The 14,436-nt window shown below is 73.5% G+C and carries 14 protein-coding genes; 5 read left to right on the top strand and 9 right to left on the bottom strand.

Going from position 1 to position 14,436, the window contains the following annotated elements; translation table 11 throughout:
* Nucleotides 1–8: 8 nt before the first annotated feature.
* From AA23TX_RS11170 to rpe, 5 genes are all read right to left on the bottom strand, one after another.
* Entirely contained in the window at nucleotides 9–401 is a 393-nt protein-coding gene (locus tag AA23TX_RS11170) for a PH domain-containing protein (protein ID WP_155544380.1), read from the bottom strand.
* Nucleotides 402–454: 53 nt separating this feature from the next.
* Nucleotides 455–961 (bottom strand): 6,7-dimethyl-8-ribityllumazine synthase, encoded by a 507-nt coding sequence (ribH, locus tag AA23TX_RS11165; RefSeq protein ID WP_155542468.1) that lies wholly within the window; start codon nucleotides 959–961, stop codon nucleotides 455–457.
* Nucleotides 958–2,286: a bifunctional 3,4-dihydroxy-2-butanone-4-phosphate synthase/GTP cyclohydrolase II gene (locus AA23TX_RS11160; RefSeq protein WP_155542467.1), complete on the bottom strand. Its 1,329-nt coding sequence runs from the start codon at nucleotides 2,284–2,286 to the stop codon at nucleotides 958–960. Before AA23TX_RS11160 ends, ribH begins: the two co-directional genes overlap by 4 nt.
* On the bottom strand, nucleotides 2,283–2,912 hold the full coding sequence (locus AA23TX_RS11155; RefSeq protein WP_155542466.1) for a riboflavin synthase: 630 nt from the start codon (nucleotides 2,910–2,912) through the stop codon (nucleotides 2,283–2,285). The genes AA23TX_RS11160 and AA23TX_RS11155 overlap by 4 nt, the downstream gene beginning before the upstream one ends.
* A 79-nt stretch (nucleotides 2,913–2,991) precedes the next feature.
* A complete protein-coding gene (rpe, locus tag AA23TX_RS11150; RefSeq protein ID WP_155544379.1) occupies nucleotides 2,992–3,663 on the bottom strand; it encodes a ribulose-phosphate 3-epimerase in 672 nt (223 codons plus the stop codon).
* Between the two features lie 137 nt (nucleotides 3,664–3,800).
* Between rpe and AA23TX_RS11145 the strand changes: the two genes are divergently transcribed.
* The 4 genes from AA23TX_RS11145 (at nucleotide 3,801) to AA23TX_RS11130 (ending at nucleotide 8,462) form a co-directional block, all read left to right on the top strand.
* Nucleotides 3,801–5,000: a sensor histidine kinase gene (locus AA23TX_RS11145; RefSeq protein ID WP_155542465.1), complete on the top strand. Its 1,200-nt coding sequence runs from the start codon at nucleotides 3,801–3,803 to the stop codon at nucleotides 4,998–5,000.
* Nucleotides 4,997–5,656, top strand: coding sequence for a response regulator transcription factor (locus AA23TX_RS11140; RefSeq protein ID WP_155542464.1), 660 nt, complete (start codon nucleotides 4,997–4,999; stop codon nucleotides 5,654–5,656). Before AA23TX_RS11145 ends, AA23TX_RS11140 begins: the two co-directional genes overlap by 4 nt.
* Nucleotides 5,657–5,812: 156 nt before the next feature.
* A complete protein-coding gene (gene phoA / locus AA23TX_RS11135; protein ID WP_155542463.1) occupies nucleotides 5,813–7,249 on the top strand; it encodes an alkaline phosphatase in 1,437 nt (478 codons plus the stop codon).
* Nucleotides 7,250–7,358: 109 nt separating this feature from the next.
* Nucleotides 7,359–8,462, top strand: a complete 1,104-nt coding sequence (locus tag AA23TX_RS11130) for a serine hydrolase domain-containing protein (protein WP_155542462.1) — start codon at nucleotides 7,359–7,361, stop codon at nucleotides 8,460–8,462.
* Nucleotides 8,463–8,598: 136 nt separating this feature from the next.
* Here the strand turns inward: AA23TX_RS11130 and AA23TX_RS11125 are convergent, their stop codons facing one another.
* From AA23TX_RS11125 to fmt, 3 genes are read right to left on the bottom strand one after another with little or no spacing between them, the layout of a single operon-like run.
* Entirely contained in the window at nucleotides 8,599–9,096 is a 498-nt protein-coding gene (locus AA23TX_RS11125; RefSeq protein WP_155542461.1) for a flavoprotein, read from the bottom strand.
* Nucleotides 9,093–10,517: an RsmB/NOP family class I SAM-dependent RNA methyltransferase gene (locus AA23TX_RS11120; protein WP_155542460.1), complete on the bottom strand. Its 1,425-nt coding sequence runs from the start codon at nucleotides 10,515–10,517 to the stop codon at nucleotides 9,093–9,095. Before AA23TX_RS11120 ends, AA23TX_RS11125 begins: the two co-directional genes overlap by 4 nt.
* Nucleotides 10,514–11,440 (bottom strand): methionyl-tRNA formyltransferase, encoded by a 927-nt coding sequence (gene fmt / locus AA23TX_RS11115; RefSeq protein WP_155542459.1) that lies wholly within the window; start codon nucleotides 11,438–11,440, stop codon nucleotides 10,514–10,516. Before fmt ends, AA23TX_RS11120 begins: the two co-directional genes overlap by 4 nt.
* A gap of 159 nt (nucleotides 11,441–11,599) precedes the next feature.
* Here fmt and AA23TX_RS11110 point away from each other — a divergent pair, with 159 nt between their 5' ends.
* On the top strand, nucleotides 11,600–12,556 hold the full coding sequence (locus AA23TX_RS11110) for a GNAT family N-acetyltransferase (RefSeq protein ID WP_155542458.1): 957 nt from the start codon (nucleotides 11,600–11,602) through the stop codon (nucleotides 12,554–12,556).
* Nucleotide 12,557: 1 nt separating this feature from the next.
* On the opposite strand, the gene ggt is transcribed toward AA23TX_RS11110, so the two are convergent.
* On the bottom strand, nucleotides 12,558–14,357 hold the full coding sequence (gene ggt, locus AA23TX_RS11105) for a gamma-glutamyltransferase (protein WP_155542457.1): 1,800 nt from the start codon (nucleotides 14,355–14,357) through the stop codon (nucleotides 12,558–12,560).
* Nucleotides 14,358–14,436 lie beyond the last annotated feature (79 nt).

Below are 14,436 nucleotides of genomic sequence, written 5' to 3'. Positions count from 1 at the left end.
CTCAGTGCTCACGAGGTGGCCGCGCGGTGGAGCTTTCGCAGTGCTCGCACCGCTTCCACCGCCCGGGCCCGGTCCACCGCCTGCACCGCCATCACCGCGTGGTACTCGTCCTCCGGCAGCTCCAGCCGCGCCCACGAGGCACCGTCCGGGAAACTCACCGAAAGCACGTCGCTCCAAGCGAAGCGCCGGGTCATCAGCACGTTGCGGACTTCGATCCCGGTCTCGTCCGCGCGCACCCTGGCGATCGCGAACAGCATCACGCCGCACGCCAGCAGGATGCCGATGCCGATCATCGCCGCCTGGTCGGAGCGCTGGAAGCGGACTCCCGTGTTGCCGTTGCGCAGCAGCACCGCCACCACCACGAACACCGCCAGCAGCGCCACCGCCAGCACGCTGCACATGATCAGCGCGCGCCGCGGGCGGATCACCAGGGTCTCGGTCGAAGTAGCCACGCTCACACGAAACCCCGCTCGGTCCACGGCTGGCGCAGGGCCCGCAGCACGTGCGCGCTGTCGAGCGCCGCGACGGTCGCCTCGTACCCCTTGTCCTCCTTCGCCCCGGGACGCCCGGAGCGGTCGAGGGCCTGCTCCTCGGTGTCGCAGGTGAGGACGCCGTTGCCGACCGGGGTGCTCTCGTCGAGCGCCACCCGGGTCAGGCCCGCCGTGACCGCGTCGCACACGTACTCGAAGTGCGGGGTGCCGCCGCGGATGACCACGCCGAGCGCGACGACCGCGTCGTGGTTGCGGGCCAGCGCCTGCGCGACCACCGGCAGCTCGATCGCGCCGGCGACGCGGACGACCGTCGGCTCTTCCTCCAGCTCCGCCTCCTTCGCCGCGAACAAGGCCCGCTCCAGCAGGACGTCGGTGATGGCGGCGTTCCACTTGGTGGAGACGATGCCGAGCTTCAGCGACTTGCAGTCGGAGAGGTCCAGCTTGAGGTCGGGCCGGCCGTCGCCGCTCACAGGATGCCCCCTTCGGGGTGCTCGGAAGCCGCGCCGACCTGGTCGTAGTGCTCCAGCTGGGCCAGGTCGTGGCCCATCCGGTCGCGCTTGGTCCGCAGGTAGCGCAGGTTCTCCGGGTTCGGCGAGATCGGCAGCGGGACCCGCCCGGTGACGCGCAGGCCGTAGCCCTCCAGGCCGATCCGCTTGGCCGGGTTGTTCGACAGCAGCCGCATGGTGCGGACACCCAGGTCGCAGAGGATCTGCGCGCCGGTGCCGTAGTCGCGGGCGTCGGCCGGGACGCCGAGGGCGAGATTCGCGTCCACCGTGTCCGCGCCGTCGTCCTGCAGTTGGTAGGCCTGCAGCTTGTGCAGCAGGCCGATGCCGCGGCCTTCGTGTCCTCGGATGTAGAGCACGACACCGCGGCCTTCGGCGGCCACCGCTTCCAGGGCCGCCTCCAGCTGGGGGCCGCAGTCGCAGCGCAGCGAGCCGAAGACGTCGCCGGTCAGGCACTCGGAGTGGACGCGCACGAGGATGTCCTGGCCGTCGCCGATCTCGCCGTAGACGAACGCGACGTGCTCGATGCCGTCCAGGAGGCTGTCGTAGCCGACCGCGCGGAACGTGCCCGCGGCCAGCGGGATGCGCGCCTCGGCGACCCGCTCGACCTGCTTCTCGGTGCGACGGCGGTAGGCGATCAGGTCGGCGATGGTGATGATCGCCAGGTCGTGGTCGGCCGCGAACACCTCCAGCTCGTCGCGCCGCGCCATGTCGCCTTCGTCCTTCTGCGACACGATCTCGCAGAGCACGCCCGCGGGGGCGAGCCCGGCCATCCGGGCCAGGTCGACCGACGCCTCGGTGTGCCCGGGGCGCCGCAGCACGCCGCCGCCCTTGGCCCGCAGCGGCACGACGTGCCCGGGACGGCGGAAGTCCTTCGCCGTGGACGCCGGGTCGGCCAGCAGCCGGATCGTGTGCGCGCGGTCGGCGGCGGAAATACCGGTGCTGATGCCCTCGGCGGCGTCGACCGTGACGCTGTACGCGGTGCCCCGCGCGTCCTGGTTCGTGTGGTACATCGGCGGCAGGTCCAGCCGATCGGCCTCGGCCTCGGTCAGCGCCACGCAGACGTAGCCCGAGGTGTAGCGGACCATGAACGCCAGCAGCTCCGGCGTCGCCTTCTCGGCCGCGAAGATGAGGTCGCCCTCGTTCTCGCGGTCTTCGTCGTCGACCACGACGACCGCGCGGCCCGCCGCGATGTCCGCGATCGCCCGCTCGATGGCGTCGGCGTCGAACACCGCCCCGGTACCGCACGGGGTCCAGCCCGCCTCGGGCTCTGCCGCACTCGTCTCACTCATGACCGCTCCTCCGTGCCGCCGTCCCGATTGTGCACCTGGTCGCGGATGTGTGCCTCGGCCAGCTTCTCCACGTACTTCGCGACCACGTCGACTTCGAGGTTCACCAGGTCGCCGGCCTCCCGGCCGCCGAGCGTGGTCACCTCGAGCGTGGTCGGGATCAGCGCCACCTGGAACCGGTCGTCGGTCACCGCCGCGACGGTCAGGGAGATCCCGTCGACCGCGATCGACCCCTTCTCGACCACGTACCGGGCCAAGTGCGCCGGCAGCGCGAACGTCGTGACGCCGTTCTCGTCGCGGCCGAGGAACACGCCGGTCCCGTCGACGTGGCCCTGCATGATGTGCCCGCCGAGCCGGCCGCCGGCCGGGGTGGCGCGCTCCAGGTTGACCCGGTCGCCGGTCGCGACCTTGGCCAGGCTCGAGCGCTGCAGCGTCTCGTTCACGACGTCGACGGTGAACTCGCCGCCGCCCACCTCGACGACCGTGAGGCACACCCCGCTGACCGCGATCGAGTCGCCGTGCCCGGCGTCGCTGGTGACCAGCGGGCCGCGTACGCGCAGCCGTGCCGCGTTGGTCAGCTGTTCGACCGCGGTGACCTCGCCGATCTCCTCGACTATGCCGGTGAACACGTCCGCTGCCTCCTTGTGAGCCGGTTCTTCCATCCAACACCCGACGCGGCCCGCAGGCTTCCCCGGTGCCGTCGCGGGGTCAGCCGGCCCGGCCGCGGGCGGCCTGCTCGCGCAGCGCGGCGACCGCCTTGCCCGGGTCGCCGGCGCCGTAGACGGCGGAGCCGGCGACGAAGCAGTCGACGCCCGCCTCGGCGGCCTGTTCGATGGTCTCGGCGTTGATCCCGCCGTCGATCTCGACGATCAGCTTCAGGTGCCCGGTGTCGACCAGCCGCCGCGCGGTGCGGACCTTCTCCAGCACGTCGGCGATGAACGACTGGCCGCCGAAGCCCGGCTCGACCGACATGACCAGCAGCGTGTCGTAGTGCTTGAGCGCGTCGAGCCACGGCTCGAGCGCGGTGCCCGGCTTGAGCGACAGGCCGGCCTTCGCCCCGGCGGCGCGCAGGTTCTTGGCCAGCGCGATCGGGTCCTTCGCGGCCTCGGCGTGCACGGTGACGTTGTACGCGCCCGCCTCGGCGTACCCGATCGCCCAGCGGTCCGGGTCGTCGATCATCAGGTGGCAGTCGATCGGCACGTCGGTGCTCGCGAGCAGGGACTTCACCACAGGCAGGCCGAGGGTCAGGTTGGGCACGAAGTGCGCGTCCATGACGTCGACGTGGACCCAGTCGGCGCGGGTCTCCCCGCCGTCGGCCACGGCGGCGATCTCCTCGCCGAGCCGGGCGAAGTCCGCGGACAGGATGCTGGGGGCGATCAGGGGTCGGTCTGCCACGTCCCGAGTGTAGGAGGCCCGCGCTAACGGTCGCTAACCGGTTGTGACGGATCTGGCGTACGACCAGGATCTGGCTCCGGAGAGGGAGGTCCGGGGTGGCCCGGCCGTCCTACGCTCGCCGCATGCCCGGATTCCTCCATTCCCTGACCCGGATCGGCAGCTACCGCAGCCTGCTCCACGCCGCCGCGGGCGCTGCCGTCGCGGTCCCGGTGACGCCCTTCGCGTTCGCCGCGGCGGTGTCCGTCGAAGTCGACTCCCGGGTCCGCGCGCTCATCGCGTTGCTCGCCCTGGCCGTGCTGATGGGGCTGCTGGGCCTGCTGGGACCGGTGCGCCGCCTCGGCATCGGCCTGGCCAACACCCTGCTCGGCACCCGCGTCCCCGCGCCCGAGGGCCGGCCGGACGTGGCGTCGCGGCTGCGCTCGGGGCTGTGGCTCGCGCTGCACACGGCCGCGAGCGGCGTCCTGTTCACGCTGCTGGCCTTCCTGGGGCTCGGGCTGCTCGTCCCCGCGGTGTGGCTGACCGGCGGCCAGGACACGATCAGCCTCGTCTGGGACGGCGTCCCGCTCGGGGCGTGGACGATCCCGTTCGGGCTGGCGGTGGCCTTCGCGGCCCTGGCGCTGACCGCGGCCGCCACCCTCGGCCTGCGGACGGCCGCGACCGCGCTGCTGGGCCCGTCGGACGCCGAACGGGCGGCGCTCGCCGAACGCCGCGCCGCCGTGCTCGCCCAGCGCAACCGGCTCGCCCGCGAGTTGCACGACTCGATCGGGCACACGCTGACGACGTCGACCATCCAGGCGGCGGCCGCGGCGGACCTGGTCGAGGCCGACCCCGCCCAGGTGCGGCGCGCACTGGGCACGATCGAAGAAGCGTCTCGAAGCGCCCTCGAGGACCTCGACCACGTCCTGGGCCTGCTGCGCGAGGAACCCGCGACCAAGGAGCCGGCGCGCACGCTGACCGAGGTGGACGTCCTCGCCGTCCGGGCCCGCGACGCCGGGCTCGACGTCCGGCTGACCGTCACCGGGCCGGTCGCGGCGCTGCCCGCCGCGGTGTCGCGCGAGGGCTACCGGATCGTCCAGGAGGGCCTGACCAACGCGCTGCGCCACGCCGGCCCGGGCGGGGTCGACGTCCGCGTCGAGGCCGGGCCCGAGCGCCTGGCGATCGCCGTCGTCAACGCCCTGCCGGGCGTGGGCCCGCGGCCCGGACGACGCGGGCTGGCCGGGCTCGCCGAGCGCGTCGAAGCCCTGCGCGGCGAGCTCGACGCGGGGCCCGACGGGGAGCGGTGGCGGCTGCGCGCGACCATCCCCTTGAGGGCGGGCGCGTGACGCCGACCGTGCTCCTGGCCGACGACGAGCCGCTGGTCCGCACCGGACTGCGGGCCCTGCTGGAGCAGCAGGGCATCACCGTCGTGGGCGAGGCGGCGGACGGTGCGGAGGTGCTGCCCGCGGTCCGCCGCACCCGGCCGGACGTCGTGCTGATGGACGTCCGGATGCCCGGCACCGACGGCATCGAGGCCACCCGGCGGCTGCTGGCCGGACTGGCTGAACCGCCGAAGGTGCTCGTCGTCACGACGTTCGACAACGACGACTACGTCCACGAGGCGCTGCTGGCCGGGGCGAGCGGGTTCCTGCTGAAGCGGGCGCGCAAGGAGGAGATCGCGCACGCCGTCCGGACCGTCGCCGCCGGCGAGTCGCTGCTGTTCCCCGAAGCGATCCGGCGGCTGGTGGGCGCGCGGCTGCCGAGCGGGCGGTACGCGCGGGCCGCGAAAGCGCTCACCCGGCGCGAAGCCGAGGTGCTCCGGCTGGTCGCCACCGGACTGTCCAACCAGGACATCGCGGCCGCGCTCGTGATCAGCCTCGAGACGGTGAAAACCCACGTGGGCAACATCTTCGGCAAGCTCGGCGCCGCCAACCGCAGCCAGGCAGTGGTCATAGCGTACGAATCGGGCATCGTCGCGCCGGGCCACCTCGCCGGTCAATAACCGACGTGCTCCCGGTCACCTCCGTGAAGCCATGAGTTCCCCCAGCGGTCACCTGGCGCTCACCCGCCGTCCCTCCTCGGCACACATGCAGACGGACTAATAGCCCGTGTCCGGAATCCGGGCTCTTACCTCCCGAAGTCCCCGAAGAGGAGAAACATGGCTTCGCTGCTCACCGGCCGCCGCCGGTGGCTGGTCGCGGGCGCGCTCGGCGCCGCGCTGGTCGCCGCCGCCCCGGTCGCCATCGCCGCCAACGGCTCCGACAGTGCCACCGGCGGCTCCGACAGTGCCACCGGCGGCTCCGACAGGGCCAACGCGCGTTCGTCGGCCGGCACCGGTGACCGCACCACCGACGTCCGCTCCGCGATCCAGGGCGGCAGTGCCCGCAACGTCATCCTGTTCCTGGGTGACGGCATGGGCCAGTCCGAGATCACGTCCGCGCGCAACTACGAGCGCGGCGCCGCCGGCCGGCTCGCGATGGACGAACTGCCGCTGACCGGCGACTACACCACCTACGCCGTGGAGCAGAACAACCCCGGCAAGCCGAACTACGTGACCGACTCGGCCGCGTCCGGCACCGGCTGGGCCACCGGCGTCAAGACCTACAACGGCGCCATCTCGGTCGACGCGTACGGCAACCCCGTGCCGACGATCCTCGAGCTGGCCAAGCGCGGCGGCCTCCGCACCGGCGACGTCACCACCGCCGAGGTCCAGGACGCCACCCCGGCCGTGCTCGGCTCGCACGTCGTCAGCCGCGACTGCAAGGGCCCGGTCGAGACGACCGCCAAGTGCGCGGTCAACGCCAAGGAGAACGGCGGCGCCGGCTCGATCGCCGAGCAGCTCGTCCAGACCCGCCCCGACGTCCTGCTGGGCGGCGGCGCGAAGTACTTCAACCAGAAGGTGACGGCCGGGAAGTTCGCCGGCAAGACCGTGCTGGACCAGGCGAAGGCGGCCGGCTACAACGTCGTCAACACCGCGGCGGACCTGGCGGCGGCGAAGAAGGGCAAGCCGGTCCTCGGCCTGTTCGCCGACGGGAACATGCCGGTGAACTGGACCGGCCCGGCGGCGGTCCACGGCGGCACGGCGCCGTCGCGCTGCACCGCCAACCCGGCGCTGCCGAAGACCCAGCCGAAGCTGGCCGACCAGACCCGCAAGGCGCTCGAGCTGCTCGACGACCGCCACGCGGACAAGGGCTTCTTCCTGCAGGTCGAGGGCGCGAGCATCGACAAGCAGGACCACGCCGCCGACCCGTGCGGCCAGATCGGCGAGACGATCGACTTCGACGCGGCGATCGCGGCGGGCACGGCGTTCGCCCGCAGCCACCCCGACACCCTGGTGCTGGTGACCGCCGACCACGGCCACAGCTCCCAGATCGTCGAGCCGACCGCCACCCCGGGCCTCACCGCGACGCTGATCACCAACGAGGGTGCGAACATGACCCTCGCGTACGGCACCGCCGAGACCGGCGGCTCGCAGTCGCACACGGGCACCCAGGTCCGCATCGCGGCCATGGGCCCGCAGGCGGCCAACATCGTCGGCCTGACCAACCAGACCGACCTGTTCGGCACCCTGAAGCGGGCTCTTCGCCTGCGCTGATCCACGAAAGGTGGGGCAGGCCCCCGGATCGTTCGGGCGGCCTGCCCCATGCCCCCTGGTTTCGCGGCTCCCTAGGTTGGGGAGCACCACGACACCAGGGGGTTCTTCCATGCGGAAGTCTTTGCGCGGCAAGCGGATCGTCGCCATCGGGACGCTCGTCGCGCTCCTCGCGGCGACCACGGCGGCGCCGGCGCTCGCCACCACCAGCCCGCTCCAGGGCGCGCTCGACACGGTGACCGCCCAGGACGGCGTCCCGGGCGCCGAAGCCGTCGTCCAGGACGGCGCCCGGACGCGGGTGACGCGCAGCGGCACCGGGGACGTGACGACTGGGAAACCGTTCCCGCGCAACGGGTCCTTCCGCGCGGGCAGCGTCACGAAGTCGTTCGTCGCGACCGTCGTGCTGCAGCTCGTGGGCGAGGGCCGGGTGAAGCTGGACGCGCCGGTCGAGCGGTACCTGCCGGGCCTGCTCCCGGACCGGCGGATCACCGTGCGGCAGCTGCTGCAGCACACGAGCGGGCTGTACAACTACACCGACGACCTCGCGTTGAGCGATCCGGAGTCACTGCGCCACCGCGGCGCGGAGCCGGCCGAGCTGGTGGCGATGGCGCTGAAGCACCCCGCGCTGTTCCCGCCCGGTACGAGCTGGTCGTACTCGAACACCAACTACATCGTCGCCGGGATGCTCGTCTCGCAGGTCACCGGCCGTTCCTTGGGCGACGAGATCGCGCGGCGGATCACCCGGCCGTTGGGCCTGCGCGACACGTACCTCCCCCGCCGCGGCGATGAGAAGCTGCCCGACCCGCACGCCGTCGGGTATGTGCCGCTTGGTGGGGAGCTGGTGGACTTCAGCGACTACGACGCGACGATCGCGGGGGCGGCGGGCGGGCTGGTTTCGACGCCGGCGGACCTCGACCGTTTCTACGGCGCCCTGCTCGCCGGACGGCTGCTGCGCCCGGCCGAGCTGGCCGAGATGAAACGCACGGTCCCGGCCGACCTGGGCGTCCCGGGCGCGCGCTACGGCCTGGGGCTGGGCAGCATCCCGCTGTCGTGCGGGGAGTTCTGGGGCCACGAAGGCGGGATTCTCGGGTTCACGAACCTGGCGGGGGTCGGGCCGGGCGGTCGCCGGGTGACGGTGGTGCTGAACGAGAATCCCTCGCCGGCGGAGACGAGCGGGCACCTGCTGGCCGCCACCGCCGCGGCGGCGTGCTCGTAGGTCCGGAGGCCGCGTTCGCCCCTGGCCGGCGTTCGCCGTCCGCGAGCCGCGCCACCGCCTGCGTGCGCGGCTCGCGGCCCGGAACTGTCGGTGCCGCCCGGTAAGGTCGAAAACGGGGGGCGCCCCGGCGGCCGGCTCAGGGAAGCAGGTCCAGGGCCTCGGTCCACGGCCGGCCGATGTCCAGGCGGTGCAGCGTCACCCCGGCCTCCGCGAGGGTGTCGAGGTGGTGCTGCCACGCCGGGTGGTGCACCCGGGTGTCCTGGATCTGGTACGCCACCACGATCGTGATCCCCGGCGCGCCGAGGACGTCGCCGAGCACCGTCAGCGCCTGGTTGTCCGCGATGCCCAGCGCCAGCTTCGCGACCGAATTGGCCGACGCCGGCGCGAAGAGGAACACCGCCGGGTCCGGGTGCGGCCGCGGCTCCCCCGGCAGCCGCGAGACGCTGCGCACCGGCAGGTCGGTCGACAAAGCAACCTCGGCGAGCGCGCCCGTCGACTCCAGCCAGCGGTGCGCCGTCGGCGTCAGGGTGATCGCCGGGCGCCAGCCGCGCTCGGCGGCGGGCCGGACCAGCTCGGCGGCGAACCGGACGTCCAGTCCGCCGCACGAGCCGGCGACCAGCCCGAGATCTCTCACGGCTTGCGCAGCACGGCACAGAACATCGCGTCCGTGCCGTGGCGGTGCGGCCACAGCTGCACGTACGGCCCGTCGCCGAGCTCCGGCACCCCGGGGAAGAATTCGCGCGAGTCCAGCACCTGGGCCTTGAGCCGCCGCGCCGTCTCGCCCAGCACGCCCTCGGTTTCGGCGAGGTGCGGCGAGCAGACGACGTAGGTGAGCGCCCCGCCCGGCCGCAGCAGCGCGTAGGCCGCGGTGATCAGCTCGCCCTGCAGCTTCGTCAGGTCCGCGACGTCCGACGGCTGCCGCCGCCAGCGCGCCTCCGGCCGCCGCCGCAGGGCACCGAGCCCGCTGCACGGCGCGTCGACCAGGATCCGGTCGTAGCCCGGCTCCAGGCCACTTTCGCGGCCGTCGGCGACGTGCACCTTCACCGGCAAACCGGTCGTGGCCTTCTCCACGAGCTTCGCGCGGTGCGGCGCCTTCTCGACGGCGTCCACGGTCGCCCCGCTCAACGCGGCCAGCGCGCCGAGCAGCGCCGCCTTGCCGCCGGGACCGGCGCAGAGGTCGAGCCAGCGCTCGTCGGTGCCTTCGACGGGCACCTTCGTCGCGGCGATCGCGCACAGCTGGCTGCCCTCGTCCTGCACCGCGGCCAGCCGCTCGCGGATCGGCTCGGCGTCGGCCGGGTCACCGGCACCGGCGGGCAGCCGGACGCCATAGGGCGAGTACGGCGCGGGGTCGCCGCCGGTGATCGCGGCCAGCTCGTCCGCGCTGATCTCGCCGGGCCGGGCGACCAGGTGCACCTCGGGCCGCGCGTCGTCGGCTTCGAGCGCGGCCTTGAGACCCTCGCCCTTGTCCCCCAGCGCTTCGGCGAACGAGCGGGCGATCCAGCGCGGGTGCGCGGTGCGCAGCGCGAAGGCCCCGATCGGGTCGGTGGCCTCGTCCGGCGCGACCTCGTCCAGCCAGGCCGCTTCGTCCTTTTCGGACACCTTGCGCATGATGGCGTTCGCGAAACCCGTGGCCCACGAACCGGCTTCGGCTCGCACGAGGTCCACAGTGGACGTCACGGCGGCGTGCTCCGGGATGCGCGTGCGCAGCAGCTGGTAGACGCCGAGGCGCAGCGCGTCCAGCACCACCGGGTCGGTCTTGGCCAGCGGCCGCTCGGCGCAGGCCTCGATGACGGCGTCGAGCAGGCCCTGGGCCCGCGACGTGCCGTAGGCCAGCTCGGTGGCCAGCGCCGCGTCCCGGCCGCTGATCCGCCGCTCGCGCAGGAGGTCCGGCAGGACGAGGTTGGCGTAGGCGTCCTTCTCCCGGACCGCGCGCAGGACGTCGAACGCGGCCTGCCGGGGCCCGTCGACCTCCGGCGGCCGGCGCGGGCCTTCCTTGCGCGGTGCCGGACGGCCTCGCTGCGGCCGTGACGGACGTCGTTCCCTGTGGTCGTTCACCGGAGGCGCTCTCCCTGGTCGATCCTCGTACCTCGCGCCCAGTCGGTGGCCGCCATCCGTTTCTTGCCGGGTGCCTGGACCTCGCCGAGCCGCAACGGCTTCGTCGCTGTCCCGACCAGCACCCGCTTGCGTTCGACCACGATCTCCCCCGGCGGCGGACCGGGCTCGTCGACCACCGTCACCGGGCCGAGCTTGAAGCGCTCGCCGCGGAACTCCGCCCACGCGCCCGGGTCGGGCGTGACCGACCGGATCTGCCGGTCGACCGCCGAGGCCGGGTCGGCGAAGGACACGCGCGCGTCCTCGACGGTCACCTTCGGCGCGTAGCTCAGCCCTTCGGCGGGCTGCTCGCGCGCGACCAGGCTGCCGTCGGCCAGACCGTCCATGGTGGACAGCAGCAGCTTGGCGCCGGACTCCGCCAGCCTGCCGAGCAGGCCGCCCGCGGTGTCGGTTTCGCCGATCGCCTCGGTCACGACGCCGAACACCGGGCCCGCGTCCAGCTCCTTGACGATCCGGAAGGTCGACGCGCCGGTGATCTCGTCGCCGGCGCGGATCGCGGCCTGGACCGGCGCCGCGCCCCGCCACGCGGGCAGCAGCGAGAAGTGCAGGTTCACCCAGCCGAGACGCGGGATGTCGAGCGCGGCCTGCGGCAGCAACGCACCGTAGGCGACGACCGGGCAGGCGTCCGGCGCGAGCTCGGTGAGCCGGGCGAGGAAGGCCGGGTCGCCGGCGCGCGCGGGCGTCAGCACCTCGATGCCGTGTTCGTCGGCGAGGGCGCCGACCGGGGAGCGGACGACCCGGCGGCCGCGGCCGGCCTGGGCGTCGGGCCGGGTGACGACGGCGACGATCTCGTGGCGGCCGGAGTCGAGCAGGGCGCGCAGCGCGGGGACCGCGGGCTCGGGGGTGCCGGCGAAGACGAGCTTCATCGGCCCACCTCCGGCGGGAGCAGGGAGGATTCACGTGACTGGAACATCGCGCCCGAGTCTAGAAGGCCCGCATGATCACGGCGCGCCCGCGCCCGCGCCCGCCTGAAACGCCGGTAAACAACGCGACAGCTCCCGCGGCCGGGGATTAGCGTCACCCGCATGCCCGGACGATCTTCTTCCCCGACGTGGCGCCCGCTGACCCGCGAGGACGCCCAGGCCTCGGCCGACCTGCTCAACGCCATGGAAGCGGTCGACGGCATCGGCGAGCACTACACCGCGGAGGACACCCTCACCGAGCTGGTCGACCCCTTTGCGGACCTGGAGCGCGGCAGCCTCGCGGCCTTCGACGGCGACGCGATGATCGGCTACATGAAGATCCGCTTCAAGCCGGCCGCCGACGAGGTCCACCGGGTCTTCCTGGACGGCGGTGTCCACCCGGCCCACCGCCGCCGGGGCCTCGGCACCCGGCTGGTCGAAGCCGGGGTCGCGGCCGCGAAGGTCCTGCACGAGCTGCACCACCCGGCCCTGCGGCTCGCGGTGGACGTCCACCGCCCCGAGCACATCGCGGGCCTCGCCGAGCTGATGCGGTCCCGGGGCTTCACGCCGGTGCGGTACTTCCGGCGGATGGAGCACCCGCTCGGAGACGTCCCGCCGGTGGACGCGCGGATCGAACCGTGGTCGGCGGCGACCGACGAGGACTTCCGGCGGGTGCGGAACGAGGCGTTCGCCGACACCTGGGGCGCGGTGCCGATGCCCGCGGACCTCTGGCGGAACAAGATCGTCAACCAGACCTTCCGGCCCGGGGTCAGCTTCCTGGTCCGGGACGCGGCCGGGGTCCCGGTGGCGCTGCTCGTGACGATGTCCTGGGACGCCGACACCGAGGCCACCGGGATCCGCGACGCGCACTTCATGATCGTCGGGACGCTGCGCGAGCACCGGAAGCAGGGCATCGCCGGCGCGCTGCTCGCCCACGCGTTGCGCGCCGCCGCTGAGCAGGGTTACGACCGGGCGAGCCTGGTGGTGGACTCGGCGAGCCCGTCCGGCGCCTCCGGGGTGTTCGAACGGGCGGGGTTCGTCCCGAAGGCGCCGTACATCCGCTGGGCTCTCGAAGCCTGAGCTACCAGCGCGTGGGCCACACCACCTGGGCCGCGCCCTGACCGCGGCGGACCGGTTCCGCCGCCGCCAGCCAGCGGCCGTCACGCAGGCGCTCCACCCCGGTCGCCGCGCCGATCTCCGCCGGCGCCGTCGAGAAGCCCTGGCCGCGGGCCTTCAGGTCCGCCGTCTCCGGCTGGTCCAGGAACGCCTGCTCGACCTGGGCGGCCGCCGAGTTCCGCTGCGACGCCCGCGGCGCCGCGATGGCGTCCTCCAGCGACAACCCGCGGTCGAGGCGGCCGAGGATCACCTGCAGGACCGTCGTGATGATCGACGCGCCACCCGGCGAGCCGGTCGCGAAGAACGGGCGGCCGTGGTCGAGCACGATCGTCGGCGCCATCGACGAGCGCGGCCGCTTGCCCGGGCCGGGCAGGTTCGGGTCGGGCACGCCCGGCGTCACCGGCGTGAACGAGAAGTCGGTCAGCTCGTTGTTGAGCAGGAACCCGCGGCCCGGCACGACGATCCCGCTGCCGCCCTCCTGCTCGATCGTCAGCGTGTAGGCGACGACGTTGCCCCACTTGTCGGCGACGGTCAGGTGCGTGGTGTTCTCGCCTTCGTACGGCGTCGGCGCCGCCGTCGTGCCCGCGGCGCAGGGCGTGGGGTGCTTGGGGTCGGCCGGGGCGACCGGGCTGGTCGCGGCCTTGTCCTTCGAGATGAGGCACGCCCGCGAGTCGGCGAAGCGCTGGCTCAGCAGTTCCTTGGCCGGGACGTCGACGACGGCGGGGTCGCCGATCCAGCGGTTGCGGTCGGCGAAGGCGAACCGCGTCGACTCCAGGAAGTACTGCAGGTAGTCGGCCTTGCTCGCGTGCTTCAGGTCGAAGTTCTCGAGGATGTTGAGCGCCTCGCCGACGGTGAGCCCGCCCGAGGACGGCGCCGGCATGCCGTAGACGTCGAGGCCCTCGTACCGCGCGTGGGTCGGGTCGCGCTCGATGGCGCGGTAGGCGGCGAGGTCCGCGGTGCTCAGCTTGCCGGGACGCACGTTCAGCGTCGAAGCGGGATCCTTCGGCGGCTGCTGCACGGTCTTGGCGATGTCCGCGCCGATCGGGCCGCGGTACAGCGCGTCGACGCCCTGGCGCTCGAGCTGCGCGTACGTCGCGGCGAGGTCGGGGTTCCGGAACACGGTCCCGGGTGACGGCGGCGCGCCGCCCGGCAAGTACAGCGACCGCGTCGACGGGAACGCGGCGAACCGCGCGGCGTTGTTCGCGATCTGCGTCTGGAACGTCGAGTCGACGACGAATCCCTTGCGCGCCAAGTCTTCCGCGGGCTTCAGGGACTTCGCCAGCGAGCGCGTCCCCCACTTGCGGAGGGCCTCGGACCACGTCGCGGGCGTGCCGGGGACACCGACGCCGAGCCCGCTCGTGACGGCGTCGGCGAACGGCAGCGGCTGGCCGTTCTCGACGAAGAGGTTCGCGTCGGCGGTCTTCGGCGCGGTCTCCCGGCCGTCGAGGGTGTGGACGCGGTGGGTCTTCGCGTCGTAGTAGACGAAGAACCCGCCCCCGCCGACGCCGGCGGAGAACGGGTCGGTGACGCCGAGCGCGGCGGCGACCGCGACGGCCGCGTCGACGGCGTTGCCGCCGTCGCGCAGGACCTGGGTGCCGATCGCGGTGGCGTCGGCGTCGATGCTGGCCACGGCGCCCCCGAAACCGACGGCGACCGGGGACTTCGGCGTGGGGGTGGCGGCGTCGGCGGGCGCGGCCGCGACGGTCGTGGCGAGCACGGCGGTGGCGGCGATGACGAAGGCCCGGCGGCCTCTGAGCGACGGCATGCGGGCGAGTCTGCCCCCTGCGCGAAACGGCTTCAAGCCGCCGATCCGACTTACGCCTCGTGCGGCCGCCGAGCCACCC

Source organism: Amycolatopsis camponoti (genome assembly GCF_902497555.1).
GTDB classification, from domain to species: Bacteria; Actinomycetota; Actinomycetes; order Mycobacteriales; family Pseudonocardiaceae; genus Amycolatopsis; species Amycolatopsis camponoti.
The sequence above is the reverse complement of the archived record's forward strand: the minus strand, read 5'-3'. Positions and strand labels throughout refer to the sequence as shown.